The organism is Mycobacterium gallinarum, assembly GCF_010726765.1.
GTDB classification, from domain to species: domain Bacteria; phylum Actinomycetota; class Actinomycetes; order Mycobacteriales; family Mycobacteriaceae; genus Mycobacterium; species Mycobacterium gallinarum.
The window spans coordinates 2,066,977-2,089,360 of sequence record NZ_AP022601.1; the positions used below are offsets into that span (position 1 = coordinate 2,066,977).

The following is a 22,384-nucleotide window of genomic DNA, read 5'->3' on the forward strand; positions in this document are numbered from 1 at the left end:
AAGAGAAGGGGTTCGATGACCGAGAAGGCCACCGGAACCGGCAAACCGGCGACGATCAAGCGCCGGCGGCTGCGCCGCCGCCTGTCAGCGGCGATGCTTCTGCTCGTCGGGCTGGGGGTCGCCGGTGGTCTGGCGGCCACGCTGACCCCGACCCCGCAGGTCGCCGTCGCCGACGAGTCGCAGTCGGCGCTGCTGCGCACCGGTAAGGAACTGTTCGACACCTCTTGCATCACGTGCCACGGCGCGAACCTGCAGGGTGTGGCCGACCGCGGACCCAGCCTCATCGGTGTCGGCGAGGCCGCCGTCTACTTCCAGGTGTCCACTGGACGCATGCCCGCCATGCGTGGCGAGGCCCAGGCACCGCAGAAGCCCCCGCAGTTCGACGCCGAGCAGATCGACGCCCTCGGCGCATTCGTGCAGGCCAACGGTGGCGGACCGGTCGTTCCGCGCGACGAGAACGGGGCTATCGCCAACGAGTCGCTGCTGGGCAGCGACGTCGCCCGCGGCGGTGACCTGTTCCGGCTGAACTGCTCGTCGTGCCACAACTTCACGGGTAAGGGCGGCGCGTTGTCGTCGGGTAAGTACGCACCCGCCCTGGCGGGCGCCGATCCGGCCCAGATCTACACCGCGATGCTGACCGGACCCCAGAACATGCCCAAGTTCTCCGATCGGCAGCTGTCGCCGGAGGAAAAGCGCGACATCGTCGCCTACGTCCGGATGGCCAGCACGGCTCCTGACCCGGGTGGCTACGGCCTCGGTGGCCTCGGCCCGACGTCCGAGGGCATGGCGATCTGGATTATCGGCATAGTGGCCGTCGTCATCGTGGCCCTGTGGATCGGAGCGCGAGCATGAGCGACGGCAACGACGGCACCGGCAAGGGCACCGACACCCCCGGCCAGCAAGGCGTTCCAGGTCAGCCGACCGACGCCGAACTCGCCGCGATGTCGCGTGAGGAACTGCTGGAGCTCGGCGGCAAGCTCGACGGTGTCGAGATCGTCTACAAGGACGACCGCTGGCCGGTTCCCGGCACCAAGGCCGAGAAGCGCGCCGAGCGCCTGGTCGCGTATTGGTTGATGCTGGGCGGCCTGTCGGGCCTGGCGCTGCTGGTCGTTTTCCTGTTCTGGCCGTGGGAGTACCGCAGCGGAGCCGAAGAAGGCCACCTTTGGTACGACCTCGCCACTCCGATGTACGGATTGACGTTCGGTCTGTCGATCCTGGCGATCGGCATTGGCGCCGTGCTGTACCAGAAGAAGTTCATCCCCGAGGAGATCTCGATCCAGGAGCGCCACGACGGCGCCTCCCCCGACATCCACCGAAAGACGGTGGTGGCCAACCTGTCCGACGCGCTCGAAGCGTCAACGCTGAAGCGGCGCAAATTGATTGGCCTGTCGCTCGGAGTCGGCCTCGGCGCGTTCGGCCTCGGCACCCTCGTGGCCTTCGCCGGTGGTCTGATCAAGAATCCGTGGAAACCGGTGGTGCAGACCGCCGAAGGCAAGAAGGCCGTGCTCTGGACGTCCGGTTGGACGCCGCGCTTCAAGGGCGAGACCATCTTCCTTGCCCGCGCAACCGGCAACGGCACCTACGCCAAGATGCGCCCTGAGGACATCGACGCCGGCGGAATGGAGACCGTGTTCCCGTGGCGTGAGGCCGACGGTGACGGCACCACCGTCGAGTCGCATCACCGGCTGGCCGAAATCACCATGGGCGTGCGCAACCCGGTCATGCTGATCCGCATCAAGCCGGTCGACTTGCCCCGGGTCGTCAAGCGAAAGAACCAGGAGAGCTTCAACTTCGGGGATCTGTTCGCCTACACCAAGGTTTGCTCGCACCTCGGCTGCCCGTCATCGCTCTACGAGCAGCAGACCTACCGCATTCTCTGCCCGTGCCACCAGTCGCAATTTGACGCGTTGCACTTTGCGAAACCCATATTCGGCCCGGCTGCGCGCGCGCTGGCGCAGTTGCCCATCACCATTGATCAGGACGGATACCTGGTCGCCAACGGCGACTTCATCCAACCCGTCGGCCCGGCATTCTGGGAGCAAACAAATTGAGTCCGAAACTGCCAAAACCACCGAATATGGCCGAGGTCGCGGCCGGCCAAGGCGACGCCATCGATTCGCGCTATCACCCATCAGCCGCGGTGCGCCGGCAGCTGAACAAGGTGTTTCCCACCCACTGGTCGTTCCTGCTGGGTGAAATCGCGCTGTACAGCTTCATCGTCCTGTTGCTCACCGGCGTGTACCTGAGCCTGTTCTTCGATCCGTCGATGGCCGAAATCGTCTACGACGGTGTGTATCAGCCGCTGCGCGGTATCGAGATGTCGAAGGCCTACGCGTCGACACTCGACATCAGCTTCGAAGTGCGCGGCGGGCTGTTCGTCCGCCAGGTCCACCACTGGGCGGCGCTGCTGTTCGCCGCGTCGATCATGGTGCACCTCGCCCGCATCTTCTTCACCGGCGCATTCCGCCGTCCCCGCGAGGCCAACTGGGTCATCGGCTCCCTGCTGCTGATTCTGGCGATGTTCGAGGGTTATTTCGGCTACTCACTGCCCGACGACCTGCTGTCCGGCATCGGCCTGCGGGCGGCCATGAGCTCCATCACCCTCGGCATGCCGGTGATCGGAACATGGCTGCACTGGGCACTCTTCGGCGGCGACTTCCCATGCGGCGGTGTGGGGTACCAGTGCGCGCAAGACGGCTACTGGATCCCGCGAATGTACTCACTGCACATCCTGTTGATTCCCGGGATCATTTTGGCGCTCATCGGGATTCACCTCGCGCTGGTGTGGTTCCAGAAGCACACCCAGTTCCCAGGTCCAGGACGGACCGAGTCGAACGTCGTCGGTGTACGGGTCATGCCGGTGTTCGCGGTGAAGTCCGGTGCGTTTTTCGCGATGACGACCGGCATCCTTGGCCTGATGGGCGGCTTGCTGCAGATCAACCCGATCTGGCAATTAGGCCCCTACAGGCCGTCGCATGTGTCGGCAGGCAGCCAGCCGGACTTCTACATGATGTGGACGGAGGGCCTGGCACGCATCTTCCCGGCCTGGGAGTTGTACTTCCTCGGTCACACCGTGCCCGCGCCGGTCTGGGTGGCGCTGATCATGGGCCTGATCTTCATGCTGTTGCCCGCCTGGCCGTTCCTCGAGAAGAGGTTCACTGGCGACAAGGCTCATCACAATCTGCTGCAGCGCCCCCGAGATGCACCGGTGCGCACCGCAATCGGCGCCATGGCGATCGCGTTCTACATGGTGCTGACGCTGTCGGCCATGAACGACGTCATCGCGCTGAAGTTCCACATCTCGCTCAACGCGACGACGTGGATCGGCCGCATCGGCATGGTGGTCCTGCCGGCGATCGTGTACTACATCGCCTACCGCTGGGCCATCGGGCTGCAGCGCAGCGACCGCGCGGTGCTCGAGCACGGCATCGAGACCGGCATCATCAAGCGGCTGCCCCACGGCGCTTACATCGAGCTGCATCAGCCGCTCGGCCCCGTCGACGACCATGGTCATCCAATTCCGTTGGAGTACCAGGGCGCAGCGGTTCCAAAGCGGATGAACAAGCTCGGCTTCGCTGGCGCTCCGGGCAGCGGCAGCTTCCTCAAGGGAGATCCGCTGTCGGAAAACGACGCTCTCGTCGAGGCCGAGCACACGGCTCACCGCAGGGCGCTCACCGCATTGCGCGAGCACCAGGACCGCAACGGCTCGTCCAACGGCTCGTCGAACGGCTCGTCGAACGGGTCCAACGGGCACCACTGAGCTCTCGCCGTCCAGCAGAGCGCGTGATGGCCGGTACTGGTGAACGCTGTCTACGAAATGCAGACGTCTACTCGTGCTTCTGCTGCAGAACGTCGATAGCGATGCGGAGCGGTGACCCGCGGCGGTGAAATCGCCGGTGTCCGGGGTCAATTGGCCCCCGGACCGGGAGTTACGCGCTCTCGCCGTCCAGCAGAGCGCGTAACTCGCGCAGGTAGAACCATGGAATCGCCGGCATTGCCAGCGTGACAAGCCCGCTCAGCACGAAGAAAACCCATGCGGCGGTGTCGCTTTCGATGGCCATCAAGTAGGTCGCCACGCCGATGACGACCATGGCGATGCCGATGGCGCACGCGATCAGGACAGCGCAACGCAGCCACACCTGGTCGATGGCCGCCACCAGCGGAGCCGGCAGTGACGTGCTGTGCGTGACCGCAGCCGCATAACCCGGGCCGTTGTGGATGCGGCCCACCGGTGCCCCGGAGATCCGCAGCCTCTCACTGCGCGTCGCGTCACCGCGGCCGAGGTCCTGGCGGCCGGGAGCCGGTCGCGACGCGTCACGGGCGGGCGGTTCGGCGTCGGACATCGCGTCGCGGCGCGCGCGGATCAGCAGCGGCACCGCGCCGATGATCACCGCGGCGGAGACCGCGATCACGACGTAGAGCAGCCACGGGGTGCCCGAACTGTCCGACGACTCCTGCTGGCCGCTGCCCAGATCGACGAGGGCCACGACGGCCGCGACAGCCGTGCCCAGCGCGATGAGCCATATGACCGCACAGGCGCCCAGCAGGATGCGGTCGGTGCGATCGAACTCGCCGGGCTCGAGGTTGGGGCGCGCATGCAGGCTCCCCACGGGATCAGTGGCGTAAGGCATCAGCAGGCTGTCTGTGCGGAGTTATTGGTGTTGGACGACAACACGGTGCCGTCGCTCGTGGTGATCGAGCAGTTGAGCCTGCTCACGAGGAACAGGCTGGACGCCTGGACCGAGCCCACCTCGGACTGTGAGATCGGTGTCACGGTGAGCGACCACGGGATGTAGACGTTGCGCTGGGTGCGACTGCGGCCGGAAGCGTCGATATAGGTCACCGTGATGATGTCCCCCGGCGCCTTGGTCCCCGTGACCGAGTATGTGACCTGACGTGGTCCAGCGCGGGTGGTGGTCGGTGGCGGCGGCGGCGCGGTCTCAGGAGGCGGCGGAGGCGGCTCCGCGGGTGGCGGGGGCGGCGGGGCCGGCTCCTGGGTGACCGTCACGGTCTCCGGCGGCGGGGGCGGCTCGCTCGGCGGCGGCGGTGGCGGCGGAGGCGGAGGCGGAGTGGTGGTGGTGATCTCGTCCTGCACCGGCGGCGGAGGCGGTGTGGTCGTCGAGGTTTCGGGCTGCGAGAGGTTGTCGGTGTCGGTCCGGGTCACCAGGACGGACACGGAGACGACCAGCGCGATGGCGGCGACGATGGCCACCACCCCGACGACCCACGGCCACCTCGGCGGCTCAGCAGGATCCAGCCGGTCGCCCGGCTCGTAGGTGTCGTAGTCGTACAGGCCGGAATCGGCGGGCACGTAGGGGCCGCTGGAGAATTGTTCGGACTCAGGAGCCGAGTAGGCCTGCGAGTAGGCGTCGGTCTCACTGCTCTCCGGCCCGCTGGGGCTGCTGCCCTGACCAGGAAGATCGTCCCCTTCGTGATCCGGGGGGTTCGGCCCGCTCATTTACGCCTATCCTTCTCGACTCACACCTGCGGCGTAATCGGCCGCGTGTCCGCGACAAGCGACTGACCGTGCCTCGGCAACATTATCCAACCACCCGATCCGGATGGATCTCACAGCGCGGATAACGGGCGAAGTAGTGCTCCGATTGTGACCTTGTCCGGGTGCGACGTTCGCGACGGCCTGGGCCCACGCGAAGCCGGCGAGCGTCAGTGCTTCTCGGCTCCGGTGTAGTACTCGAACACCAGGCCCCCGACCGTCGTCAGCACGAAGCAGACGCCGGCCACGATCAGCCATGGGAGCCAGAGCGCGACCCCGACGGCCGTGATCGACGCCGACAGGGCAATGAAGATCGGCCACCAGCTGTGCGGGCTGAAAAAGCCCAGCTCGCCTGCGCCGTCACTGACCTCGGCGTCCTCGTAGTCCTCGGGCCTGGTGTCCAGGCGCCGGGCCACGAACCGGAAGAACGTACCGGTGATCAGGGTCAGGCCCGCCGTCAGAATCAGCGCGGTGGTACCGGCCCACTCAACGCCGCCGTACTGGAACATCGCCGTCAGCACGCCGTAGACAACCGCAGACAGGACGAAGAATCCGGTCAGGAACTCGAACAGCCTGGCTTCGATATGCATGTGGTGTCCCTACCCCTACTTGCTGGCCTGCGTTAGCTCGGGTGCCTGCTCACCGCGGCGGGTGTCGAACGGCTTTGTGGTGACCGCCAGGGGTTCCTGGTTGATCGCCTGCAGCGCCTCGGCGTTGGTCTTGCCGTCGACACGCTGCTCCAGGTATGCCTTGAAGTCGTTGGGCGACACCACTCGCAGCTCGAAGTTCATCATCGAGTGATAGGTGCCGCACATCTCCGTGCACCGGCCGACGAACGCACCGTTTTGGTTGATCTCGCTGATTTGGAAGATGTTGTCGGAGTTGTTCGCCTCGGGATTGGGCATCACGTCGCGCTTGAACAGGAACTCCGGCACCCAGAAGCCGTGAATGACGTCCGCGGATGCGATCTGGAACTCGATGCGCTTACCGGACGGCACCACCAGAACCGGGATCTCGGTGGACGACCCCAGCGTCTCGACATCGTTGAAGTTCAGGTACGTGCGGTCCTCGGGGTTCTTGCCCGCGATGGCGCCGAACTCGCCGCCGTGCGAACCGGCTTCGCCGCCTTCCGGGCTCTCCAGCCCTTCAGGCCCCGAGGCGAGCGCTTCCTTGCGCTCCGGGTCGGCGCCTTCGTAGCTGAAGGTACCGTCCGCGTAGTCGACCTTCTGATAGCCGAACTTCCAGTTCCACTGGAAGGCGGTGACGTCGATGACGACCTCGGGATTGGGCTCCTTTTGCAGCATCCGTTCCTGCACCACGACGGTGAAGTAGAACAGCACCGAGATGATCAGGAAGGGCACCACGGTCAGCACCAGCTCCAGCGGCATGTTGTAGCCGAACTGGCGCGGCAGCTCGGTGTCGCCCTTCTTGTGCCGGTGAAACGCCGAAGTCCAGAAGATCAGGCCCCACACGATCACGCCGACGACCAGCGAGGCGATCACGGAGCCGATCCACAGCTCGCGGTTCAGATGCGCCTCGGGGGTGATGCCGCGGGGCCAGCCGAGGCCGAGAACCGTAGACCAGTCACACCCGCTGAGCAGCACCGTCATGCTGCCGAGGACGACTGACAACGCCACCACCTTCACACCGCGAGGTGTCACGCTGGCGCCTCCTAGAAGTCGGAACAGAAAGCCGAATACTACGCAGCGTAGACCACCTCCGGACGCAGGTCTCGACACAGGTCAGTCATTAGGCATACTGGCGCGGTGTGCGGACTGCTGGCCCTGGTAACCGACCCGTCCGCCGAGGTATCCGGCGACCTTGTCGCCGCGGTGTCGGGCGCGTCGCACCTGATGCGTCATCGCGGCCCTGACGAACCCGGTACGTGGTCCGACGACGCCGCGCACCCCACCACGGTGCTCGGGTTCAACCGGCTGTCGATCATCGACATCGCCCACAGCCACCAGCCGCTGCGCTGGGGCCCGCCGGAGTCCCCGGACCGGTATGTCCTGGTGTTCAACGGTGAGATCTACAACTACCTCGAGTTGCGGGAGCAACTACGCACCGAGCACGGCGCCGTGTTCGCCACCGACGGCGACAGCGAGGCGATCGTCGCCGCCTATCACTACTGGGGCACCGAAGCGCTGACCCGGCTTCGCGGTATGTTCGCCTTTGCGCTGTGGGACACCGTCGAGGGCGAATTATTCTGTGCCCGCGACCCTTTCGGCATCAAGCCGCTGTACATGGCGACCGGTGGGGGCGGCACCGTATTCGGTAGCGAAAAGAAGTGTCTGCTGGATCTCGCCGGGGTCGTCGGTATCGATCTCGGTATCGACGAACGTGCCGTGCAGCACTACACCGTGCTGCAGTACGTGCCGGAACCCGAGACGCTGCACCGAGGTGTGCGCAGGCTCGAATCAGGCAGTTATGCCCGCGTGCGCCCCGGTAACCCTCCCGAGGTCACCCGGTACTTCACGCCGCGGTTCTCTGCGGTCGGGTTCACGTCCGGCGACGAACGCGCACGCTACGACGAGATCACCGCCGTCCTGGAGGACTCGGTCGCCAAGCACATGCGCGCGGACGTCACAGTGGGCGCGTTCCTATCCGGCGGGATCGACTCGACGGCGATCGCGGCGTTGGCCATGCGGCACAACCCGCGGCTGATCACGTTCACGACGGGGTTCGAACGCGAGGGCTACTCGGAGGTCGACGTCGCCGTTGCCTCGGCCGAAGCCATCGGCGCGCGACACGTCACCAAGGTGGTCAGTCAGGCGGAGTTCGTCGCGGCGCTACCCGAAATCGTGTGGTATCTGGACGAACCCGTCGCCGACCCAGCGTTGGTCCCGCTGTTCTTCATTGCCCGCGAGGCCCGTAAGCACGTCAAGGTCGTGCTGTCCGGTGAGGGCGCCGACGAACTGTTCGGTGGCTACACCATCTACCGGGAACCGTTGTCGCTGCGCCCATTTGACTATCTGCCACGACCGGTGCGACGGTCGCTCGGCCGCGCGTCGCGACCGCTGCCCGACCGCATGCGCGGGAAAAGCCTGCTGCACCGGGGATCGCTCACGCTCGAGGAGCGCTACTACGGCAACGCGCGTAGCTTCTCGGACGCACAACTGCGCGCGGTCCTTCCCGGCTTCCGCCAGGAATGGACGCACACGGACGTCACCGCGCCGGTGTACTCGGCATCCGACGGCTGGGATCCGGTGGCGCGTATGCAGCACATCGATCTGTTCACGTGGCTGCGTGGCGACATCTTGGTCAAGGCCGACAAGATGACGATGGCCAACTCGCTGGAGTTACGGGTGCCGTTCCTGGACCCAGAGGTCTTCGCGGTGGCGTCGCGCCTTCCGCTGGACCAGAAAATCACCCGAACCACCACCAAGTTCGCGCTGCGCCGCGCACTGGAACCGATCGTGCCCGCGCACGTGCTCAACCGGCCGAAGCTCGGCTTCCCGGTACCGATCCGGCACTGGCTGCAGGCAGGCGAGCTGCAGGACTGGGCATATCGGACGGTCGCGACGTCAGGGGCAGGCGAGCTTGTCGATCTCTCGGCGGTCACGCGGATGCTCGACGAACACCGAAGCGGCACAAGCGATCACAGCCGACGGCTGTGGACCGTGCTGATCTTCATGCTGTGGCACGCCATCTTCGTCGAGCACAGTGTGACCCCGCAGATCAGCGAGCCGACCTACCCCGTCCAGCTGTAAGAGGAAGCGACCCGACTATCTGTCGGCGCCAAGCGCCTCTGACTATCTGTCGGCGCCAAGCGCCTCCGAGATTTCCGCGCCAGCCTCGGCTCCGAAAGCGTCGCTCAGCCGCTGTACCGCTTCCTCGCGGTCCCAGCTCCACTCCTGCGGCCCCGGCGCTTCGAAGACGAGAACGGCGACCAGCGAGGCCAGCTGAGCTGACCGCTCGTCGCTCAGCCCGGCACTGCGGCCGGTGAGGAATCCGGCGCGGAACGCATCGCCGATGCCGGTCGGGTCGGCCTGATGCTTCTCCGGGACGACGTCGACGTGGATGAAGGTGCCGTTCGAGCCGACGAGGTCGACGCCCTTGGGGCCCAACGTCGTGACGCGCATACCGATCTGGCTCATCACCTGCGCCTCGCTCCAACCCGACTTCTGCAGCAGCAGATCCCACTCGTAGTCGTTGGTGAACAGGTACGTCGCGCCGTCGATGAGCTTGCGAATCTCCTCACCGGATAGCCGGGCCAACTGCTGGGACGGGTCGGCTGCGAACGCCAGACCGAGCCTGCGGCACTCCTCGGTGTGCAGGAACATGGCCTCGGGGTCGTTGGCGCCGACGATCACCAATTCCGGTGTGCCGACCCGCTTCACGACGTCGGCCAGCGAAATGTTGCGCGCCTCCGACATGGCTCCGGGGTAGAAGGATGCGATCTGCGCCATGGCGTCGTCGGTCGTGCAGACGAACCGCGCGGTGTATGCGCTATCCGAAACGAGCACGCTGCCGGTGTCCACGCCGACGGCCTCGAGCCACGTGCGGTACTCGTCGAAGTCCCGTCCGACGGCGCCGACGAGCGCGACGTCCCCACCCAGCACACCGATCGCGAAGGCCATGTTTCCTGCGACGCCACCGCGATGGACGACCAGATCGTCGACCAGGAAGCTCAGCGACACCTTCTGCAGATGCTCGGGCAGGAGTTGTTCGGAGAATTTCCCGGGAAACCGCATCAGATGGTCGGTCGCAATTGATCCGGTTACCGCAATGGTCACGAAACGTCACACCCTTCATTCATTAAGCCGTCTACATAAACCTTACTCAGTGGGCCTCCGCCCAACGTGCGCTAACCTGCGTACGAGTGCCCGTTGGGCCACTGTAGACAGACCAATTCCGACGCACACTTCTGGGGAGCAAATATATGTCGGGTCCGTACCAGCCCGAATACGGCGCTGGACCGGCCGGCCCGCAAATGTATCCGAACACCGGGCCGCAACCATTTCCCCAACAGCCCTTTGCGGAGCCCTATCCGGAGAATGCGCAGCCGTCGTACCCGGGAATGCTCCCGCCGCCGGTGCAGTACCCGAAAAAGCGGCGCTGGCCGCTGATCGTGGGCGCGCTGATCGCGGTTATCGTCGTCGCCGCCACTGTGACGGGGATCGTGCTTGCCACCCGCGGTGGCGACGGGGCTTCGTCGGCTTCGGGCACGTTGTCCGACGAGGCGGCCAAGAACGCGATTCAGCAGTACCTGGATGCGATGACCAACGGCGACGACGAAACCGTCGCCAGGCACACGTTGTGTGGGATGTTCGACGCGGTCAAGGAGAAGCGCTCCGACTTGGCGCTCGCCAGCCTGGCCAGCGACGCCTTCCGGCAGCAATACGGGCGCGCCGAGGTGACATCGATCGACAAGATCGTGATGTGGTCGCCCCACCAGGCGCAGGTGCTGTTCACCATGCGCGTCGAGCCGTCGGGCACCTCGCGCCGTGGCGAACCACGCGCTGAAGGCGAACAGCAGGGCGTGGCCCAACTGCTCGCCCAGGGCGACGAGGTGCTGGTCTGCTCTTATCTGCCGCGGACGGCCGGGCAGTACTGAATCAGTTGAACGAATCGCCGCAGGCGCAAGAACCGGTGGCGTTCGGGTTGTCGATGGTGAAACCCTGCTTCTCGATGGTGTCGACGAAGTCGATGACGGCCCCCTCGACGTAGGGCGCGCTCATCCGGTCGATCGTCAGTGCGACGCCGCCGAACTCGGCGGTCACGTCACCGTCCAAGGTCCGGTCGTCGAAGAACAGGTTGTAGCGCAACCCGGCGCAGCCACCCGGCTGAACGGCGATACGCAGGGCCAGATCCTCGCGGCCCTCCTGGTCGAGCAGCGCCTTGGCCTTGGCTGCGGCGGCATCGGTCAACTTCGCGCCATGGGTGGCGGTCCCGGTGGCCGACTCTCCCTGAACAGTCATTACGTCTCCTGTAAAGCCTCATCAAATGTGCGGCGTACTAGCTCAACGGTACCTTGTCCCGGCCCTATTCCCGAGTTTGTCCCCAGGTCCCGCCGGGCACGTATGCCGTCGGATGCGGTCGGAAGTTAATCTGGCAGGCGTGAACCTGCTGGGCCGAAAGAAAGACAACTCGCGGATACGAGATTCCAGACAGGAATCCGATGTGTCCGAAGACACCCCCGAAACCGGCCTCGAGGACACTGCCGCAGGTTCCGGGGAGTCCGGGACCACCGCGCCCAAGGGCCGTCCGACACCCAAGCGCAGCGAGGCCACCCGCAAGCGCGGGCCGGTGGCGCCCGCCCCGATGACCGCCGCCGAGGCGCGCAAACGCCGCAAGGAAGCGCGCACCAAGCTGAGCAAGGACGAGCGCAAGGCCGAGAAGCTCACGCGCCGCGCCGACATGGCTGAGCGCCGCGAGAAGATGATGGCCGGCGACGACGCCTACCTGCTGCCCCGCGACAAGGGTCCGGTCCGCCGGTATGTCCGCGACATCGTCGACTCGCGCCGCAACGTGCTGGGCCTGTTCATGCCTGCCGCGCTCGCGCTGATCTTCGTGATGCTCTCGGTGCCGTCGGTCCAGGTGCAGCAGCTTGTCTCCCCCGCGATGCTGGTGCTGGTCCTCATCATGGTGATCGACGGATTCATCCTGGGCCGCAAGGCCAACAGGTTGGTGGACGCAAGGTTCCCCGAGAACACCGAATCCGGTTGGAAATTAGGCTTTTACGCGGCCAGCCGCGCTTCGCAGCTGCGCCGCATGCGCGCACCCCGGCCGCAGGTGGAACGCGGCGCACGTGTCAGTTGACGGAACCTGACACCCTGGTGCGCATCCTGGTGCTCGGTGGCATCCGGTCGGGCAAATCGCAATGGGCGGAGTCGGCGATCGCCGAATCGGTCGACGCGACGGCGGCCGTGCGCTACCTGGCCACCGGCCCCGCGGCGGACGGGGACGTCGAGTGGTCGGCGCGGGTGGAGGCACACCGCCGGCGCCGGCCCGCGAATTGGTCCACGGTCGAAACCGCCGACATCGCAACGCAGTTGCGCGAAGACCCCACCCCGACCGTCGTCGACGACATCGGAGCGTGGCTGACCGCGGCCATGGATCGCACGGGCGCGTGGACTGACGGATCCGTGTCGGCCGACGTCGACGACCTGGTCGATGCCGTGGACTCGTTCGACTCTGCGTTGGCCCTGGTGTCGCCCGAGGTTGGGCTGACGGTCGTACCCGCCACGGCGTCAGGCCGGCGGTTCGCCGACGAACTGGGCGCCCTCAATCAGCGACTGGCCGCGGCGTGCGACCGCGTGGTGCTGGTGATCGCCGGGCAACCCGTCACCGTCAAGGATGGCGCGGGGTGACCGAGTTCGAGACCGTCTCACCACCCGACCCCGACGTCGCCGTCGCCGCGCGCGCCCGCCAGCAGCGCTTGACCAAACCGCCGGGCTCGCTGGGTCGGCTCGAGGACCTCTCGGTCTGGGTGGCGTCATGTCAGGGTGCGTGTCCGCCCCGGCAGTTCGAGCGGGCACGGGTGGTGGTTTTCGCCGGCGACCACGGCGTCGCGGCGGCCGGGGTCTCTGCGTTTCCCGCCGAGGTCACCGCCCAGATGGTCGCCAACTTCGACGCCGGCGGCGCCGCCATCAACATCCTCGCCGAAGCGGCGGGCGCGACCGTGCGCGTCGTGGATATCGCCGTCGATTCCGACGAGCCGTTCGCGCCGTCCATCGGTGCACACAAGGTGCGCCGCGGCAGCGGCAACATCGCCGTCGAGGACGCGCTGAGCCACGACGAGGTGGCGGCGGCAGTCGATGCCGGACGCCGGATCGCCGACGAAGAGGTCGACGCAGGCGCGGACATCCTCATCGTCGGCGATATGGGCATCGGAAACACCACGCCCGCAACGACTTTGATCGCCGTACTGACCGACTCCGAACCGGTCGCGGTGGTCGGCCGGGGCACCGGCGTGGACGACGCCGGGTGGGCCCGCAAGACCGCCGCCATCAGGGACGCATTGTTTCGGAGCCGCGGTGCACGCGATCCCGTTGCGCTGCTGCGGGTCTGCGGTGGGGCCGACCTGGCGGCGATGGCGGGATTCTGCGCCCAGGCCGCGGTCCGGCGTACGCCGGTGCTGCTCGACGGTGTCGTGGTGACGGCCGCGGCGTTGGTGGCCGACAAGCTCGCGCCCGGCGCCCGGCAGTGGTGGCAGGCCGGCCACCGGTCCACCGAACCCGCGCATGCGCAGGCGCTTCGCAAGCTGGAACTCGAGCCGATCGTCGATCTGCAGATGCGCCTCGGCGAAGGCACCGGCGCCGCGGTCGCGCTGACGATCGTGCGGGCCGCGGTGGCGACGCTGGCGTCGATGGCGACCTTCGACGAAGCCGGCATCACCCAGGCACCTGCGAAGCAGTGATCCGTTCGGTCGCCGGGGCGCTGGCATTCGGGACCGTGCTCCCGGTGCGTTCGACGGCGCCGTTCGGCCGGGGGGCGCTGACCGCGCTGCCGCTGGTGGGCATCGCATTGGGGGCCGCAGCCGCTGCGACGGTGTGGGCGTCGGAGTGGGCCTTCGGCCCGGCGAATCCGTTGGGTGGCGTGCTCGCGGTCGCGGTGCTTTTGCTCGCCACCCGCGGGCTGCACGCCGATGGGCTCTCCGACACCGCCGACGGGCTCGGCTGCTACGGCCCGCCCGCCAGGGCTTTGACGGTGATGCGCGACGGGTCGGCCGGGCCGTTCGGCGTCGCGGCGTTGGTGGTCGTCCTCCTGACGCAGGCATTCGCGTTCACGGCCTGCGGTCCCGTGGGGGTGATCGTCGCGGTGACCGCGGGCCGGGTCGCCGCGGTGCTGGCGTGCCGGCGTTCGGTACCCGCCGCGGCGGGGAGTTCACTCGGCGGGATGGTTGCGGGCACCCAGCCGACGGCGGTGGCGGGGCTGTGGGTGGTGGCGGTCGCGGCGGCCGCCGTAGTGGCCGGCCCGCGGCCGTGGCAGGGTCCGGTGGCCGTGCTGGTTGCGTTGGCCTGCGGCGCCGCCCTCGTCGCGCACTGCGTGCGCCGGTTCGGCGGTATCACCGGCGATGTGCTGGGTGCGGCGGTCGAGATCACGACGACGGTGGCCGCCGTCGGGCTGGCGATCGGGCCGTCCTAGCGCCTCCAAGAATCTGACAAGAATTCGTCAAGCGCGGCATCGGAGTCTCTTCCTACCCCACCAGGAAGCTCGACCACCGAAAGGAACCGCAATGCCCACCCTCCGTCACCTCACCGCCGCCATCGCCGCTGCCGCCGCCGCCTCCAGCCTGGGCATCGCCGCTCTCGTCGGCGCGGGCATGGCAGGAGCGACCACCACCACCGACGACATGTTCGTCAGCGTGCTCACCGACGAGGGCATCCAGCCGCCGTCGACCGAGGAGGCCGTCAGCCTCGCCTACGACGTCTGCGTCATGTTCGACGAGGGCGACTCGCTCTACGACGCCGTCAACTCCGTCTCCACCACCACCGATCTGGTGCAGGAGGACTCGGCGTTCTTCGTCGGCGCGGCCGTGGCGACCTACTGCCCCGAGCACGAGGCCGCTCTCGGCTGATCCACTCTCACCGACGGGGACCCCACTGCGGTGGGGTCCCCTGTCGTTCAGTTCAGGCGCGCCATCCAGCCGTGCGTGTCGGCGAAGGTGCCGCGTTGGATTCCGGTCAGGGTGTCGCGCAGGGCCATGGTGATCTCGCCGGGACCACCGTCGGCGATGGTGAACTCACCGTCGGCGTGCTTGACATGGGCGACGGGTGTGATGACCGCGGCGGTGCCGCACGCGAACACCTCGGTGATCTCGCCCGCCGCCACTTTCTTCTGCCACTCGTCGACGTCGATCTTGCGTTCCTCGACGGCGAATCCGGCATCGCTTGCCAACTGCAGCAACGAATCTCGCGTGACACCGGGAAGTATCGAGCCACTCAGCTCGGGCGTGACCAGGCGCGCCGATCCGCCGCTGCCGAACACGAAGAACAGGTTCATTCCACCCATCTCTTCGACGTAGCGGCGTTCCGCCGCGTCGAGCCAGACGACCTGATCGCAGTCGTGCTCGACGGCCTGCGCCTGCGCCAGCAGCGATGCGGCGTAGTTGCCGCCGAATTTCGCCGCACCCGTGCCGCCTGGGCAGGCCCGCACGTACTCGGTCGACAGCCACACGCTGACCGGTTTGATGCCGCCCTTGAAGTACGCCCCCGCCGGTGACGCGATGACCAGATAGCGGTACTCCTTGGCCGGCCGCACGCCGAGACCCGGTTCGGTGGCGATGGTGTACGGCCGCAGATACAGCGACTCTTCGCCGCCGGCCGCGGGCACCCACTGCTCGTCGACCGCGATCAGCTGGCGCAGCGATTCGATGAACACTTCTTCGGGCAGTTCGGGAATCGCCAGCCGCTTCGCCGAGGTCTTAAGCCGCCTGGCGTTGGACTCGGGCCGGAACGACACAATGGACCCGTCCGCCCACCGATACGCCTTGAGACCCTCGAAGATCTCCTGGGCGTAATGCAACACGATCGCGGATGGATCGAGTTCGATCGGGCCGTACGGGACGACCCGCGCGTCGAACCAGCCTTTGCCTTCCGCATAGTCGATCGACACCATGTGGTCGGTGTGGAACTGGCCGAATCCTGGATTGGCCAGTATCGATGCCCGTACCTCGTCGGTCGCCGGAGTTGCGTTGCGCTCTACCGTGAACTCGAGGGGGCCGTCAGTCATGCAGCGATTGTATATCCGCTGACTACCGAGTTTTCGGCTCGACGAACGGGTGCCTAGCGCGTCCTCGCGCTGACAAATGGCGGAGACACCACTTCACATTCGAGCGCGCGGCCACGGACGTCGACCGACACGTGTTGCCCGTCGGCGATCTCGGCGTCGGTGTCGATGAGCGCGAGCGCGATGCCGACTTTCAAAGTCGGAGAAAAGGTTCCCGATGTCGTGACGCCGATCTGACGGTCGCCGTCGAGCACGGTTAGGTCGGGCCGCAGTACTCCGCGGCCGACGGCTTTCAGCCCGCGCAGCAGCCGTCGCGGGCCGGCTTCCTTTTCCGCCAGCAGCGCGTCGCGGCCCCAGAACGCGTCCTTCTTCCAGCCGATGGCCCAGCCGCACCGCGCCTGCAGCGGCGACAGGTCGAGCGACAGTTCGTGGCCGTGTAGCGGATAGCCCATCTCGGTGCGCAGGGTGTCGCGGGCGCCCAGGCCGGCCAGCTCTCCGGAGGCCGCACCGACCGCGTCGACGAGAGCGTCGAACACGACTTCGGCCCGATCCCACGGGGGCAGCAGTTCGTAGCCGTGCTCGCCGGTGTAGCCGGTGCGGCAGACCCGCACGGGGACACCGCGGAATTCGGCGTCGACATAGCCCATGTAGTCCATGTCCGTGGCCAGCCCGAGCGCGCCGAGGACCTCGGGCGACTTGGGGCCCTGCACCGCGAGCACGGCATACGACCGGTGCTCGTCGGTGATCGTGAGCCCGGAAGGCGCGCGATCTTTCAACGCGGCGACGACGGCGGCGGTGTTGGCCGCGTTGGGCACCAGGAAGATCTCGTCGTCGGAGACGTAGTACGCGATGAGATCGTCGACAACGCCGCCGGAGTCGGTGCAGCACAACGTGTATTGCGCCTTGCCAGGTCCGATGCGGCGCAGGTCGTTGGTGAAGGCGGAGTTGATGTACTCGGCCGCGCCCGGGCCGCGCACCAGCGCCTTGCCCAGGTGGCTCACGTCGAAAAGCCCGACGGCGCTGCGCGTGGCAGCGTGCTCGGTGACGGTGCCGGCGTACGAGACCGGCATCAGCCAGCCGCCGAACTCGGCAAAGCTGGCGCCGAGCTGGCGATGACGTTCTTCGAGGGGGCCCTGCAAGACTTCGCTCGTCACGGAAATCCACCCTAATGGGATCGTCGACGCTGGCAGACTCGGGTAGTGGTCGATTTCGACGCGCTCGAAGCCGCAGGAATCGCCAATGCGCGCGGCCGGGCGGCTTTGATCGATTACCTGAACAAGCTGGGATTCTCGGCCGACGAGATGGTCGAGGCCGAGCGCCAAGGCCGGCTGTTCGGCCTGGCCGGCGACGCGCTGCAGGGGCCGGGTCGTCCGATCTACAGTCTGCGAACGGCCGCCGACGCGCTGGGCGTGTCGATGCCTGAGGTGGCGACCGCGTGGACTGCGTTGGGACTGACCATCGCCGACCCGGACGCGCTCACGCTGAGTCAGTTGGACGTCGACGGGCTGTCGACGTGGGTGGCGATCAAGGAGCTGGTCGGCGACGACCCGGCGCTCGCCTTTCTGCGGATTCTCGGCAACGCGATGGCGCGGGTCGCCGAGGCCGGCGGGACGATGGTGCGAATGGCGCAACCCGACCTGCTGATGGCGATCAGCAACGACGAACTCACCACCGCGATGGCATACCGCGAAATCACGGAGATCACCCAAACCTTCGGCGTGTTGATCGATGCGGTGTTCCGACAGCACATCATCAGTGCCAGAACACATTTCGAGGGTGTCATCACCGACGCGTCGGCGAATGTGACGTGTGGCGTCGGGTTCGCCGATCTCACCGGCTTCACCCAACTGACGCAGGTGATGGACCCGACCGACCTGTTCGACCTGCTCATGGAGTTCGGCGGCTCGGTGTCGGACACGGTGCACACCGACGGTGGCCGGGTGGTGAAGTTCATCGGGGATGAGGTGATGTGGGTGACCTCGACACCAGAGCTACTGGTCAAGGTGGCGATGGACCTCGTCGAGCATCCTCGGGCCCGCGAGGCCGGCCTGAAGGTGCGCGCCGGCCTCGGATACGGCTCCGTGCTGGGCATATACGGCGACTATTTCGGCAATCCGGTGAACCTGGCGGCCCGCCTCGTCGCGGCGGCGGCCCCGGGCCAGATCCTGGCCTCCTCCGACGTCCGCGACCAGCTGCCGGAATGGCCCGCCATTCCTCAGGAACCGTTGACACTCAAAGGTTTCGACGAGCCGGTCGCGGCCTACGACCTGCACCTCGCCCGGTGAGCGATATGGTTATCGCTCGTGAGCCCAGCTAGCACCGGTTTTCAGGTCCCCACCGTCACCGTCAGTTCGTCGCTGCCCAAACGCAAGGTCGACGACACCGTGCTGATCGTCGCCGTGATCAGCGGCTCCGATGAGGACGCCAAGGCGACGGTCGTCGGCAACCCGTTCCTCGACGCCGAAGCGGTCGGTGAGATCGAGGTGGCCCTCGAGGCCCTCGGCGCGAAAGGCGGCTCCGACCAGGTCACCCGGGTGGTTGCGCCGTCACTGCCGGTGGCGAGCGTGCTGGCGGTCGGGCTCGGTAAGAACCGCGACGCGTGGCCCGCGGACACGATCCGGCGTGCCGCCGGCGTCGCCGCGCGATCACTGAACGGTGTCGAGAACGTCGTCACCACGCTGTCGGACATCGATCTGGGCGCCACGATCGAGGGGCTGATCCTGGGGGCATACCGCTTCAACGACTTCCGCAGCGAGAAGACCTCTCCCAAGGACAACGGCCTGCGCACCATCACGGCGCTGACGGTCGACACGAAGACCAAGACCAAGGAGGCCGCGGCCAGGGCAACGGATATCGCCACCGCCGTCGCGACAGCGCGCGATTTCGTGAACACCCCGCCCAGCCACCTCTTCCCCGCCGAATTCGCCAAGCGCGCAGAGGCTTTGGGCAAGGCAGCGGGCCTGGACGTCGAGGTGCTCGACGATAAGGCGCTCGACAAGGCGGGCTACGGCGGGATCATCGGCGTCGGCAAGGGCTCGTCGCGTCCGCCCCGGCTGGTCCGGCTCACCCACCGCGGGGGTAAGGGCAAGAAGTCGAAGACGGTCGCGCTGGTCGGCAAGGGCATCACCTTCGACACCGGCGGCATCTCCATCAAGCCTGCCGCGAACATGCACCACATGACCTCTGACATGGGTGGCGCGGCAGCCGTCATCGCCACCGTGGTGCTGGCCGCCAAGCAGAAGCTGCCGATCGACGTCATCGCCACGGTGCCGATGGCCGAGAACATGCCGTCGGCGACGGCGCAGCGGCCCGGCGACGTGCTCACCCAGTACGGCGGCATCACCGTCGAGGTGCTCAACACCGATGCCGAGGGCAGGCTGATCCTGGCCGACGCGATCGTGCGGGCCTGCGAGGACAACCCCGACTACCTGATCGAGACGTCGACGCTCACCGGCGCCCAGACCGTCGCGCTGGGCGCGCGCACCCCGGGCGTCATGGGCAGCGAGGAGTTCCGCGATCGGGTGGCCGCACGCAGCCAGCAGGCTGGTGAGAACGCGTGGCCGATGCCGCTGCCCGAGGAGCTCAAGGACGACCTCAAGTCGACGGTGGCCGACCTCGCCAACGTGAGCGGTTCGCGCTACGCCGGGATGCTCGTCGCCGGAACGTATCTGCGCGAGTTCGTCGCCGACGGGGTGCAGTGGGCGCACATCGACATCGCGGCGCCCGCGTACAACACCGGCGGGCCGTGGGGCTACACCGGCAAGGGGGGCACCGGTGTCCCGACGCGGACGATGTTCGCCGTCCTGGAAGACATCGCCGAGAACGGCTGACTCACCGAATAGGCTAGCTAGAGGACCTTGCGGCGGGCGGTGCTCCGCATCACCTGCGGCAGCAGGCGTGAAACGCCATAGACGATGTAGGCCTCGGGCGCGACGGGCCGGATCGCCTTGTTTTTGCGCACCGACGACACAATGGCCTTGGCCACCTTCTCCGGGCCGTAACGCCTTGCGGAAAAAGCCTTTTCGATCTGCTTGCGGCGCGCTTCGACCTTCGCCGCCTTGTTGGCGGGCACGTCGAAACGCGTGGTGTGGACGATGTTCGTGTCGATGACGCCGGGGCAGATCGTCGTGAGTCCGATACCGGCCTCATCGAGTTCGGCGCGCAGGCAGTCGCCGAACATGAAGACGGCCGCCTTGCTGGTGGAGTAGGCGTTCATCGACTGTTGCGGCGAATACGCCGCCATCGACGAGACGTTGACGACGTGCCCGCCCGCGCCGCGGTCGACCAGCCTGCGACCGAACGACCTGCAGCAGTTGACGACTCCGCCGAAGTTGATGTTGAGCACGCGGTCGTACTCGTCGCGGGGGGTGTCGAGAAACATGCCCGAATGGCCGACACCCGCGTTGTTCACGATGACATCGGGCACCCCGTGTTCCGCGCACACCTCCTCGGCGAACTGCTCGACGGCGTCGGCATCGGCGACGTCGAGGGCGTACGCATGAGCCACTCCGCCCCTAGACACGATCGCCGCGGCGGTCTCCTTGGCGCCCGCCTCGTTGATGTCGCTGACTACCAATTCCGCGCCCAGCCTTGCGAATTCGAGGGCGGTAGCACGTCCGATACCGCTGCCTGCGCCGGTGACCGACACCAGCGTGTCACCGAACGGTTCACGGGAACGGCCGACCTGCGCGCGCCGCAGCTCTCTGTTCGGCGGCTTGCCCTCGAGGAAGTCGACCAGCTGGTGCACCGACCGTGCGACCGTCGCCGGGTGCGACATCGGCGACCAATGGCCGGCGCCGATGTCGCGACGCCACAGTCGCGGCACCCAGTTGTGGGTGTCCGCATAGACGTAGGGCCGGATGAACGGGTCGTTCGAATTCACGATGACCTGGACCGGGACGTCGATATAGGGATCGCGCTTGGGGGGCACGAATGCGCGGAAGTAGTTGGCGCGGTAGACCTTCAAGCTGTTGACAGCGTCGGTCTTGTAAGTCTGCGAATGGTGCACCTGGTCGGCTGGTATGCCGTCACGGTTCTTCAGCATCCAGGTGACCCGATCGGCGAGGACTCTGCGGACAGCCATCGGCGCGAGCACGGGGACGGAAAACGCACCCATATAGGTCAGCCGACCCAACTGGCCGAGCGCCTGCGCGAACCTGCGCGGCTGGTAAGGCCGCCTGAGGCTGCTCATCACGAATCGGTTCGTGTGATCGATGCTGGGGCCGGACAGCGTCGTGAACGACGCGACATGCTCGCTCGCGTCGGGCCGGGCAAGGTACTCCCACATGCCCGCAGAACCCCAGTCGTGCGCCAGCACATGCACCTTCTCGCCGGGCGCGAGGGTGCCGATCACCGCAGCGAAATCGTCGGCATAACAAGACATCCGGTATTCGGATGTCGATTTCGGCGCAGACGAGCTCCCCACTCCGCGGTTGTCGTAGCGCAGGACGCGGAAACGGTCCGCCAACAGGGGCACGACGCCGTCCCACAGCACATGCGAATCGGGCCAGCCATGCACCAGCACGATCGGCGGGCCGTCGGGGTTGCCGTCTTCGTAGACCGCGATCTGAACTCCGCCGCTGCTGTCGACGCGCCGTTCAGTAGCCTCCGCCGTCGCTCTCATGGCACCTCCGCGAGTTAGTGGGACCGCCGGTACCGTATCAGTGCTGTTTCTTCTTCGCGCAAGCGTCCCTGCCCTTCGGGCGTGGGCCCACATCAGCGGTCTTCCAGCTCCTCGCGGGCGGCACGTTTGCGTTCGATCCGTCGCCGAGCGTCGTAGTCGCGCATCCGTTGTGGATATCCGACCTTCTGCACGTCGTAGACCGGGATCTTGAGGCGGTCGGAGAGCCTGCGCGCTCCGGCGTCTCCCCCGGCACGTCTCCTCGTCCACTCACCGTCGGCAGCCACCAGCACGACCGTGACGTCGGTGACGGTGGTGCGCGGTTCCACAAATGCTTCGACTCCGTGGTGGTCGGCGACCCACTGGCGGAGGTACTTCAAATCCGCGGCCGGGTCGTCCCCGCCGCTCTTTGACCTGCGCGCACGGCGCGAGAACCTGTCGAACAAACCCACCTCGGGCCGCGCTCCCTTCGTCTACCTCCTTCGATAGTGCCAGAGCATCGGCTCACCGAGTCTGCGGCGAAAGCTTGGTACGGACGTGACAGGATGGGAACAGATAAATCGACCACCTGCGACAGACCGTTCGAGGGAGCCCAA

22 protein-coding genes are annotated in these 22,384 nt (G+C 66.9%); 12 read left to right on the forward strand and 10 right to left on the reverse strand.

The window, feature by feature from the left end:
- The first annotated feature begins 15 nt into the window (after nucleotides 1–15).
- The 3 genes from qcrC to qcrB are packed head-to-tail and all read left to right on the forward strand — an operon-like array spanning nucleotide 16 to nucleotide 3,760.
- Nucleotides 16–852: a cytochrome bc1 complex diheme cytochrome c subunit gene (gene qcrC, locus G6N42_RS10235; RefSeq protein ID WP_163729292.1), complete on the forward strand. Its 837-nt coding sequence runs from the start codon at nucleotides 16–18 to the stop codon at nucleotides 850–852.
- Nucleotides 849–2,051: a cytochrome bc1 complex Rieske iron-sulfur subunit gene (qcrA, locus tag G6N42_RS10240; RefSeq protein WP_163729294.1), complete on the forward strand. Its 1,203-nt coding sequence runs from the start codon at nucleotides 849–851 to the stop codon at nucleotides 2,049–2,051. Before qcrC ends, qcrA begins: the two co-directional genes overlap by 4 nt.
- A complete protein-coding gene (gene qcrB, locus G6N42_RS10245) occupies nucleotides 2,048–3,760 on the forward strand; it encodes a cytochrome bc1 complex cytochrome b subunit (protein ID WP_163729296.1) in 1,713 nt (570 codons plus the stop codon). The genes qcrA and qcrB overlap by 4 nt, the downstream gene beginning before the upstream one ends.
- A gap of 169 nt (nucleotides 3,761–3,929) precedes the next feature.
- On the opposite strand, the gene G6N42_RS10250 is transcribed toward qcrB, so the two are convergent.
- The 4 genes from G6N42_RS10250 to ctaC all read right to left on the reverse strand — a co-directional run bounded on the left by G6N42_RS10250 (nucleotide 3,930) and on the right by ctaC (nucleotide 7,182).
- Nucleotides 3,930–4,631: a DUF2561 family protein gene (locus tag G6N42_RS10250; protein ID WP_163729299.1), complete on the reverse strand. Its 702-nt coding sequence runs from the start codon at nucleotides 4,629–4,631 to the stop codon at nucleotides 3,930–3,932.
- Nucleotides 4,631–5,458, reverse strand: coding sequence for an MmpS family transport accessory protein (locus G6N42_RS10255; RefSeq protein ID WP_163729301.1), 828 nt, complete (start codon nucleotides 5,456–5,458; stop codon nucleotides 4,631–4,633). Before G6N42_RS10255 ends, G6N42_RS10250 begins: the two co-directional genes overlap by 1 nt.
- Before the next feature lie 206 nt (nucleotides 5,459–5,664).
- On the reverse strand, nucleotides 5,665–6,084 hold the full coding sequence (locus G6N42_RS10260; protein ID WP_083125446.1) for a cytochrome c oxidase subunit 4: 420 nt from the start codon (nucleotides 6,082–6,084) through the stop codon (nucleotides 5,665–5,667).
- A gap of 15 nt (nucleotides 6,085–6,099) precedes the next feature.
- Nucleotides 6,100–7,182 (reverse strand): aa3-type cytochrome oxidase subunit II, encoded by a 1,083-nt coding sequence (ctaC, locus tag G6N42_RS10265; protein WP_434059614.1) that lies wholly within the window; start codon nucleotides 7,180–7,182, stop codon nucleotides 6,100–6,102.
- Between the two features lie 78 nt (nucleotides 7,183–7,260).
- Here ctaC and asnB point away from each other — a divergent pair, with 78 nt between their 5' ends.
- On the forward strand, nucleotides 7,261–9,204 hold the full coding sequence (gene asnB / locus G6N42_RS10270) for an asparagine synthase (glutamine-hydrolyzing) (RefSeq protein ID WP_163729305.1): 1,944 nt from the start codon (nucleotides 7,261–7,263) through the stop codon (nucleotides 9,202–9,204).
- 42 nt (nucleotides 9,205–9,246) lie between these two features.
- Here the strand turns inward: asnB and G6N42_RS10275 are convergent, their stop codons facing one another.
- Nucleotides 9,247–10,230, reverse strand: a complete 984-nt coding sequence (locus tag G6N42_RS10275; RefSeq protein WP_163729307.1) for a carbohydrate kinase family protein — start codon at nucleotides 10,228–10,230, stop codon at nucleotides 9,247–9,249.
- Between the two features lie 146 nt (nucleotides 10,231–10,376).
- Here G6N42_RS10275 and G6N42_RS10280 point away from each other — a divergent pair, with 146 nt between their 5' ends.
- A complete protein-coding gene (locus G6N42_RS10280; protein ID WP_163729309.1) occupies nucleotides 10,377–11,051 on the forward strand; it encodes an Rv0361 family membrane protein in 675 nt (224 codons plus the stop codon).
- 1 nt (nucleotide 11,052) lies between these two features.
- Here G6N42_RS10280 and G6N42_RS10285 read toward each other — a convergent pair whose 3' ends face one another.
- Complete coding sequence (locus G6N42_RS10285) at nucleotides 11,053–11,415, reverse strand: iron-sulfur cluster assembly accessory protein (protein WP_163729311.1); 363 nt, start codon at nucleotides 11,413–11,415, stop codon at nucleotides 11,053–11,055.
- A gap of 139 nt (nucleotides 11,416–11,554) precedes the next feature.
- Here G6N42_RS10285 and G6N42_RS10290 point away from each other — a divergent pair, with 139 nt between their 5' ends.
- From G6N42_RS10290 to G6N42_RS10310, 5 genes are all read left to right on the forward strand, one after another.
- Nucleotides 11,555–12,256, forward strand: a complete 702-nt coding sequence (locus G6N42_RS10290) for a DUF3043 domain-containing protein (protein ID WP_232076116.1) — start codon at nucleotides 11,555–11,557, stop codon at nucleotides 12,254–12,256.
- A 17-nt stretch (nucleotides 12,257–12,273) separates the two neighbouring features.
- Entirely contained in the window at nucleotides 12,274–12,807 is a 534-nt protein-coding gene (locus tag G6N42_RS10295) for a bifunctional adenosylcobinamide kinase/adenosylcobinamide-phosphate guanylyltransferase (protein WP_163737273.1), read from the forward strand.
- Nucleotides 12,804–13,856, forward strand: a complete 1,053-nt coding sequence (gene cobT / locus G6N42_RS10300) for a nicotinate-nucleotide--dimethylbenzimidazole phosphoribosyltransferase (protein ID WP_163729315.1) — start codon at nucleotides 12,804–12,806, stop codon at nucleotides 13,854–13,856. Before G6N42_RS10295 ends, cobT begins: the two co-directional genes overlap by 4 nt.
- A complete protein-coding gene (locus tag G6N42_RS10305) occupies nucleotides 13,853–14,584 on the forward strand; it encodes an adenosylcobinamide-GDP ribazoletransferase (RefSeq protein ID WP_163729317.1) in 732 nt (243 codons plus the stop codon). The genes cobT and G6N42_RS10305 overlap by 4 nt, the downstream gene beginning before the upstream one ends.
- Before the next feature lie 91 nt (nucleotides 14,585–14,675).
- Nucleotides 14,676–15,017, forward strand: a complete 342-nt coding sequence (locus tag G6N42_RS10310) for a DUF732 domain-containing protein (RefSeq protein ID WP_163729319.1) — start codon at nucleotides 14,676–14,678, stop codon at nucleotides 15,015–15,017.
- A 47-nt stretch (nucleotides 15,018–15,064) separates the two neighbouring features.
- On the opposite strand, the gene G6N42_RS10315 is transcribed toward G6N42_RS10310, so the two are convergent.
- Nucleotides 15,065–16,171, reverse strand: coding sequence for a branched-chain amino acid aminotransferase (locus tag G6N42_RS10315; RefSeq protein ID WP_163729320.1), 1,107 nt, complete (start codon nucleotides 16,169–16,171; stop codon nucleotides 15,065–15,067).
- A gap of 53 nt (nucleotides 16,172–16,224) precedes the next feature.
- On the reverse strand, nucleotides 16,225–17,322 hold the full coding sequence (gcvT, locus tag G6N42_RS10320; RefSeq protein ID WP_197905529.1) for a glycine cleavage system aminomethyltransferase GcvT: 1,098 nt from the start codon (nucleotides 17,320–17,322) through the stop codon (nucleotides 16,225–16,227).
- A gap of 45 nt (nucleotides 17,323–17,367) precedes the next feature.
- Between gcvT and G6N42_RS10325 the strand changes: the two genes are divergently transcribed.
- Both G6N42_RS10325 and G6N42_RS10330 read left to right on the forward strand, forming a co-directional pair.
- Nucleotides 17,368–18,453, forward strand: a complete 1,086-nt coding sequence (locus G6N42_RS10325) for an adenylate/guanylate cyclase domain-containing protein (protein WP_163729322.1) — start codon at nucleotides 17,368–17,370, stop codon at nucleotides 18,451–18,453.
- Between the two features lie 18 nt (nucleotides 18,454–18,471).
- Nucleotides 18,472–19,998 (forward strand): leucyl aminopeptidase, encoded by a 1,527-nt coding sequence (locus G6N42_RS10330; RefSeq protein ID WP_174262052.1) that lies wholly within the window; start codon nucleotides 18,472–18,474, stop codon nucleotides 19,996–19,998.
- A gap of 17 nt (nucleotides 19,999–20,015) precedes the next feature.
- Here the strand turns inward: G6N42_RS10330 and G6N42_RS10335 are convergent, their stop codons facing one another.
- Nucleotides 20,016–21,791, reverse strand: a complete 1,776-nt coding sequence (locus G6N42_RS10335; protein ID WP_163729324.1) for an SDR family oxidoreductase — start codon at nucleotides 21,789–21,791, stop codon at nucleotides 20,016–20,018.
- Between the two features lie 92 nt (nucleotides 21,792–21,883).
- Entirely contained in the window at nucleotides 21,884–22,240 is a 357-nt protein-coding gene (locus G6N42_RS10340; protein ID WP_163729326.1) for an oxidoreductase, read from the reverse strand.
- Between the last annotated feature and the right edge of the window lie 144 nt (nucleotides 22,241–22,384).

What these genes read in the sequence shown, in the direction of transcription:
- qcrC (WP_163729292.1), top strand. Translation starts at nt 16, where the DNA reads ATGACCGAGAAGGCCACCGGAACCGGCAAACCGGCGACGATCAAGCGC.
- qcrA (WP_163729294.1), top strand. Translation starts at nt 849, where the DNA reads ATGAGCGACGGCAACGACGGCACCGGCAAGGGCACCGACACCCCCGGC.
- G6N42_RS10250 (WP_163729299.1), bottom strand. Translation starts at nt 4,631, where the DNA reads ATGCCTTACGCCACTGATCCCGTGGGGAGCCTGCATGCGCGCCCCAAC.
- G6N42_RS10255 (WP_163729301.1), bottom strand. Translation starts at nt 5,458, where the DNA reads ATGAGCGGGCCGAACCCCCCGGATCACGAAGGGGACGATCTTCCTGGT.
- G6N42_RS10260 (WP_083125446.1), bottom strand. Translation starts at nt 6,084, where the DNA reads ATGCATATCGAAGCCAGGCTGTTCGAGTTCCTGACCGGATTCTTCGTC.
- G6N42_RS10280 (WP_163729309.1), top strand. Translation starts at nt 10,377, where the DNA reads ATGTCGGGTCCGTACCAGCCCGAATACGGCGCTGGACCGGCCGGCCCG.
- G6N42_RS10285 (WP_163729311.1), bottom strand. Translation starts at nt 11,415, where the DNA reads ATGACTGTTCAGGGAGAGTCGGCCACCGGGACCGCCACCCATGGCGCG.
- G6N42_RS10310 (WP_163729319.1), top strand. Translation starts at nt 14,676, where the DNA reads ATGCCCACCCTCCGTCACCTCACCGCCGCCATCGCCGCTGCCGCCGCC.
- G6N42_RS10315 (WP_163729320.1), bottom strand. Translation starts at nt 16,171, where the DNA reads ATGACTGACGGCCCCCTCGAGTTCACGGTAGAGCGCAACGCAACTCCG.
- G6N42_RS10335 (WP_163729324.1), bottom strand. Translation starts at nt 21,791, where the DNA reads ATGAGAGCGACGGCGGAGGCTACTGAACGGCGCGTCGACAGCAGCGGC.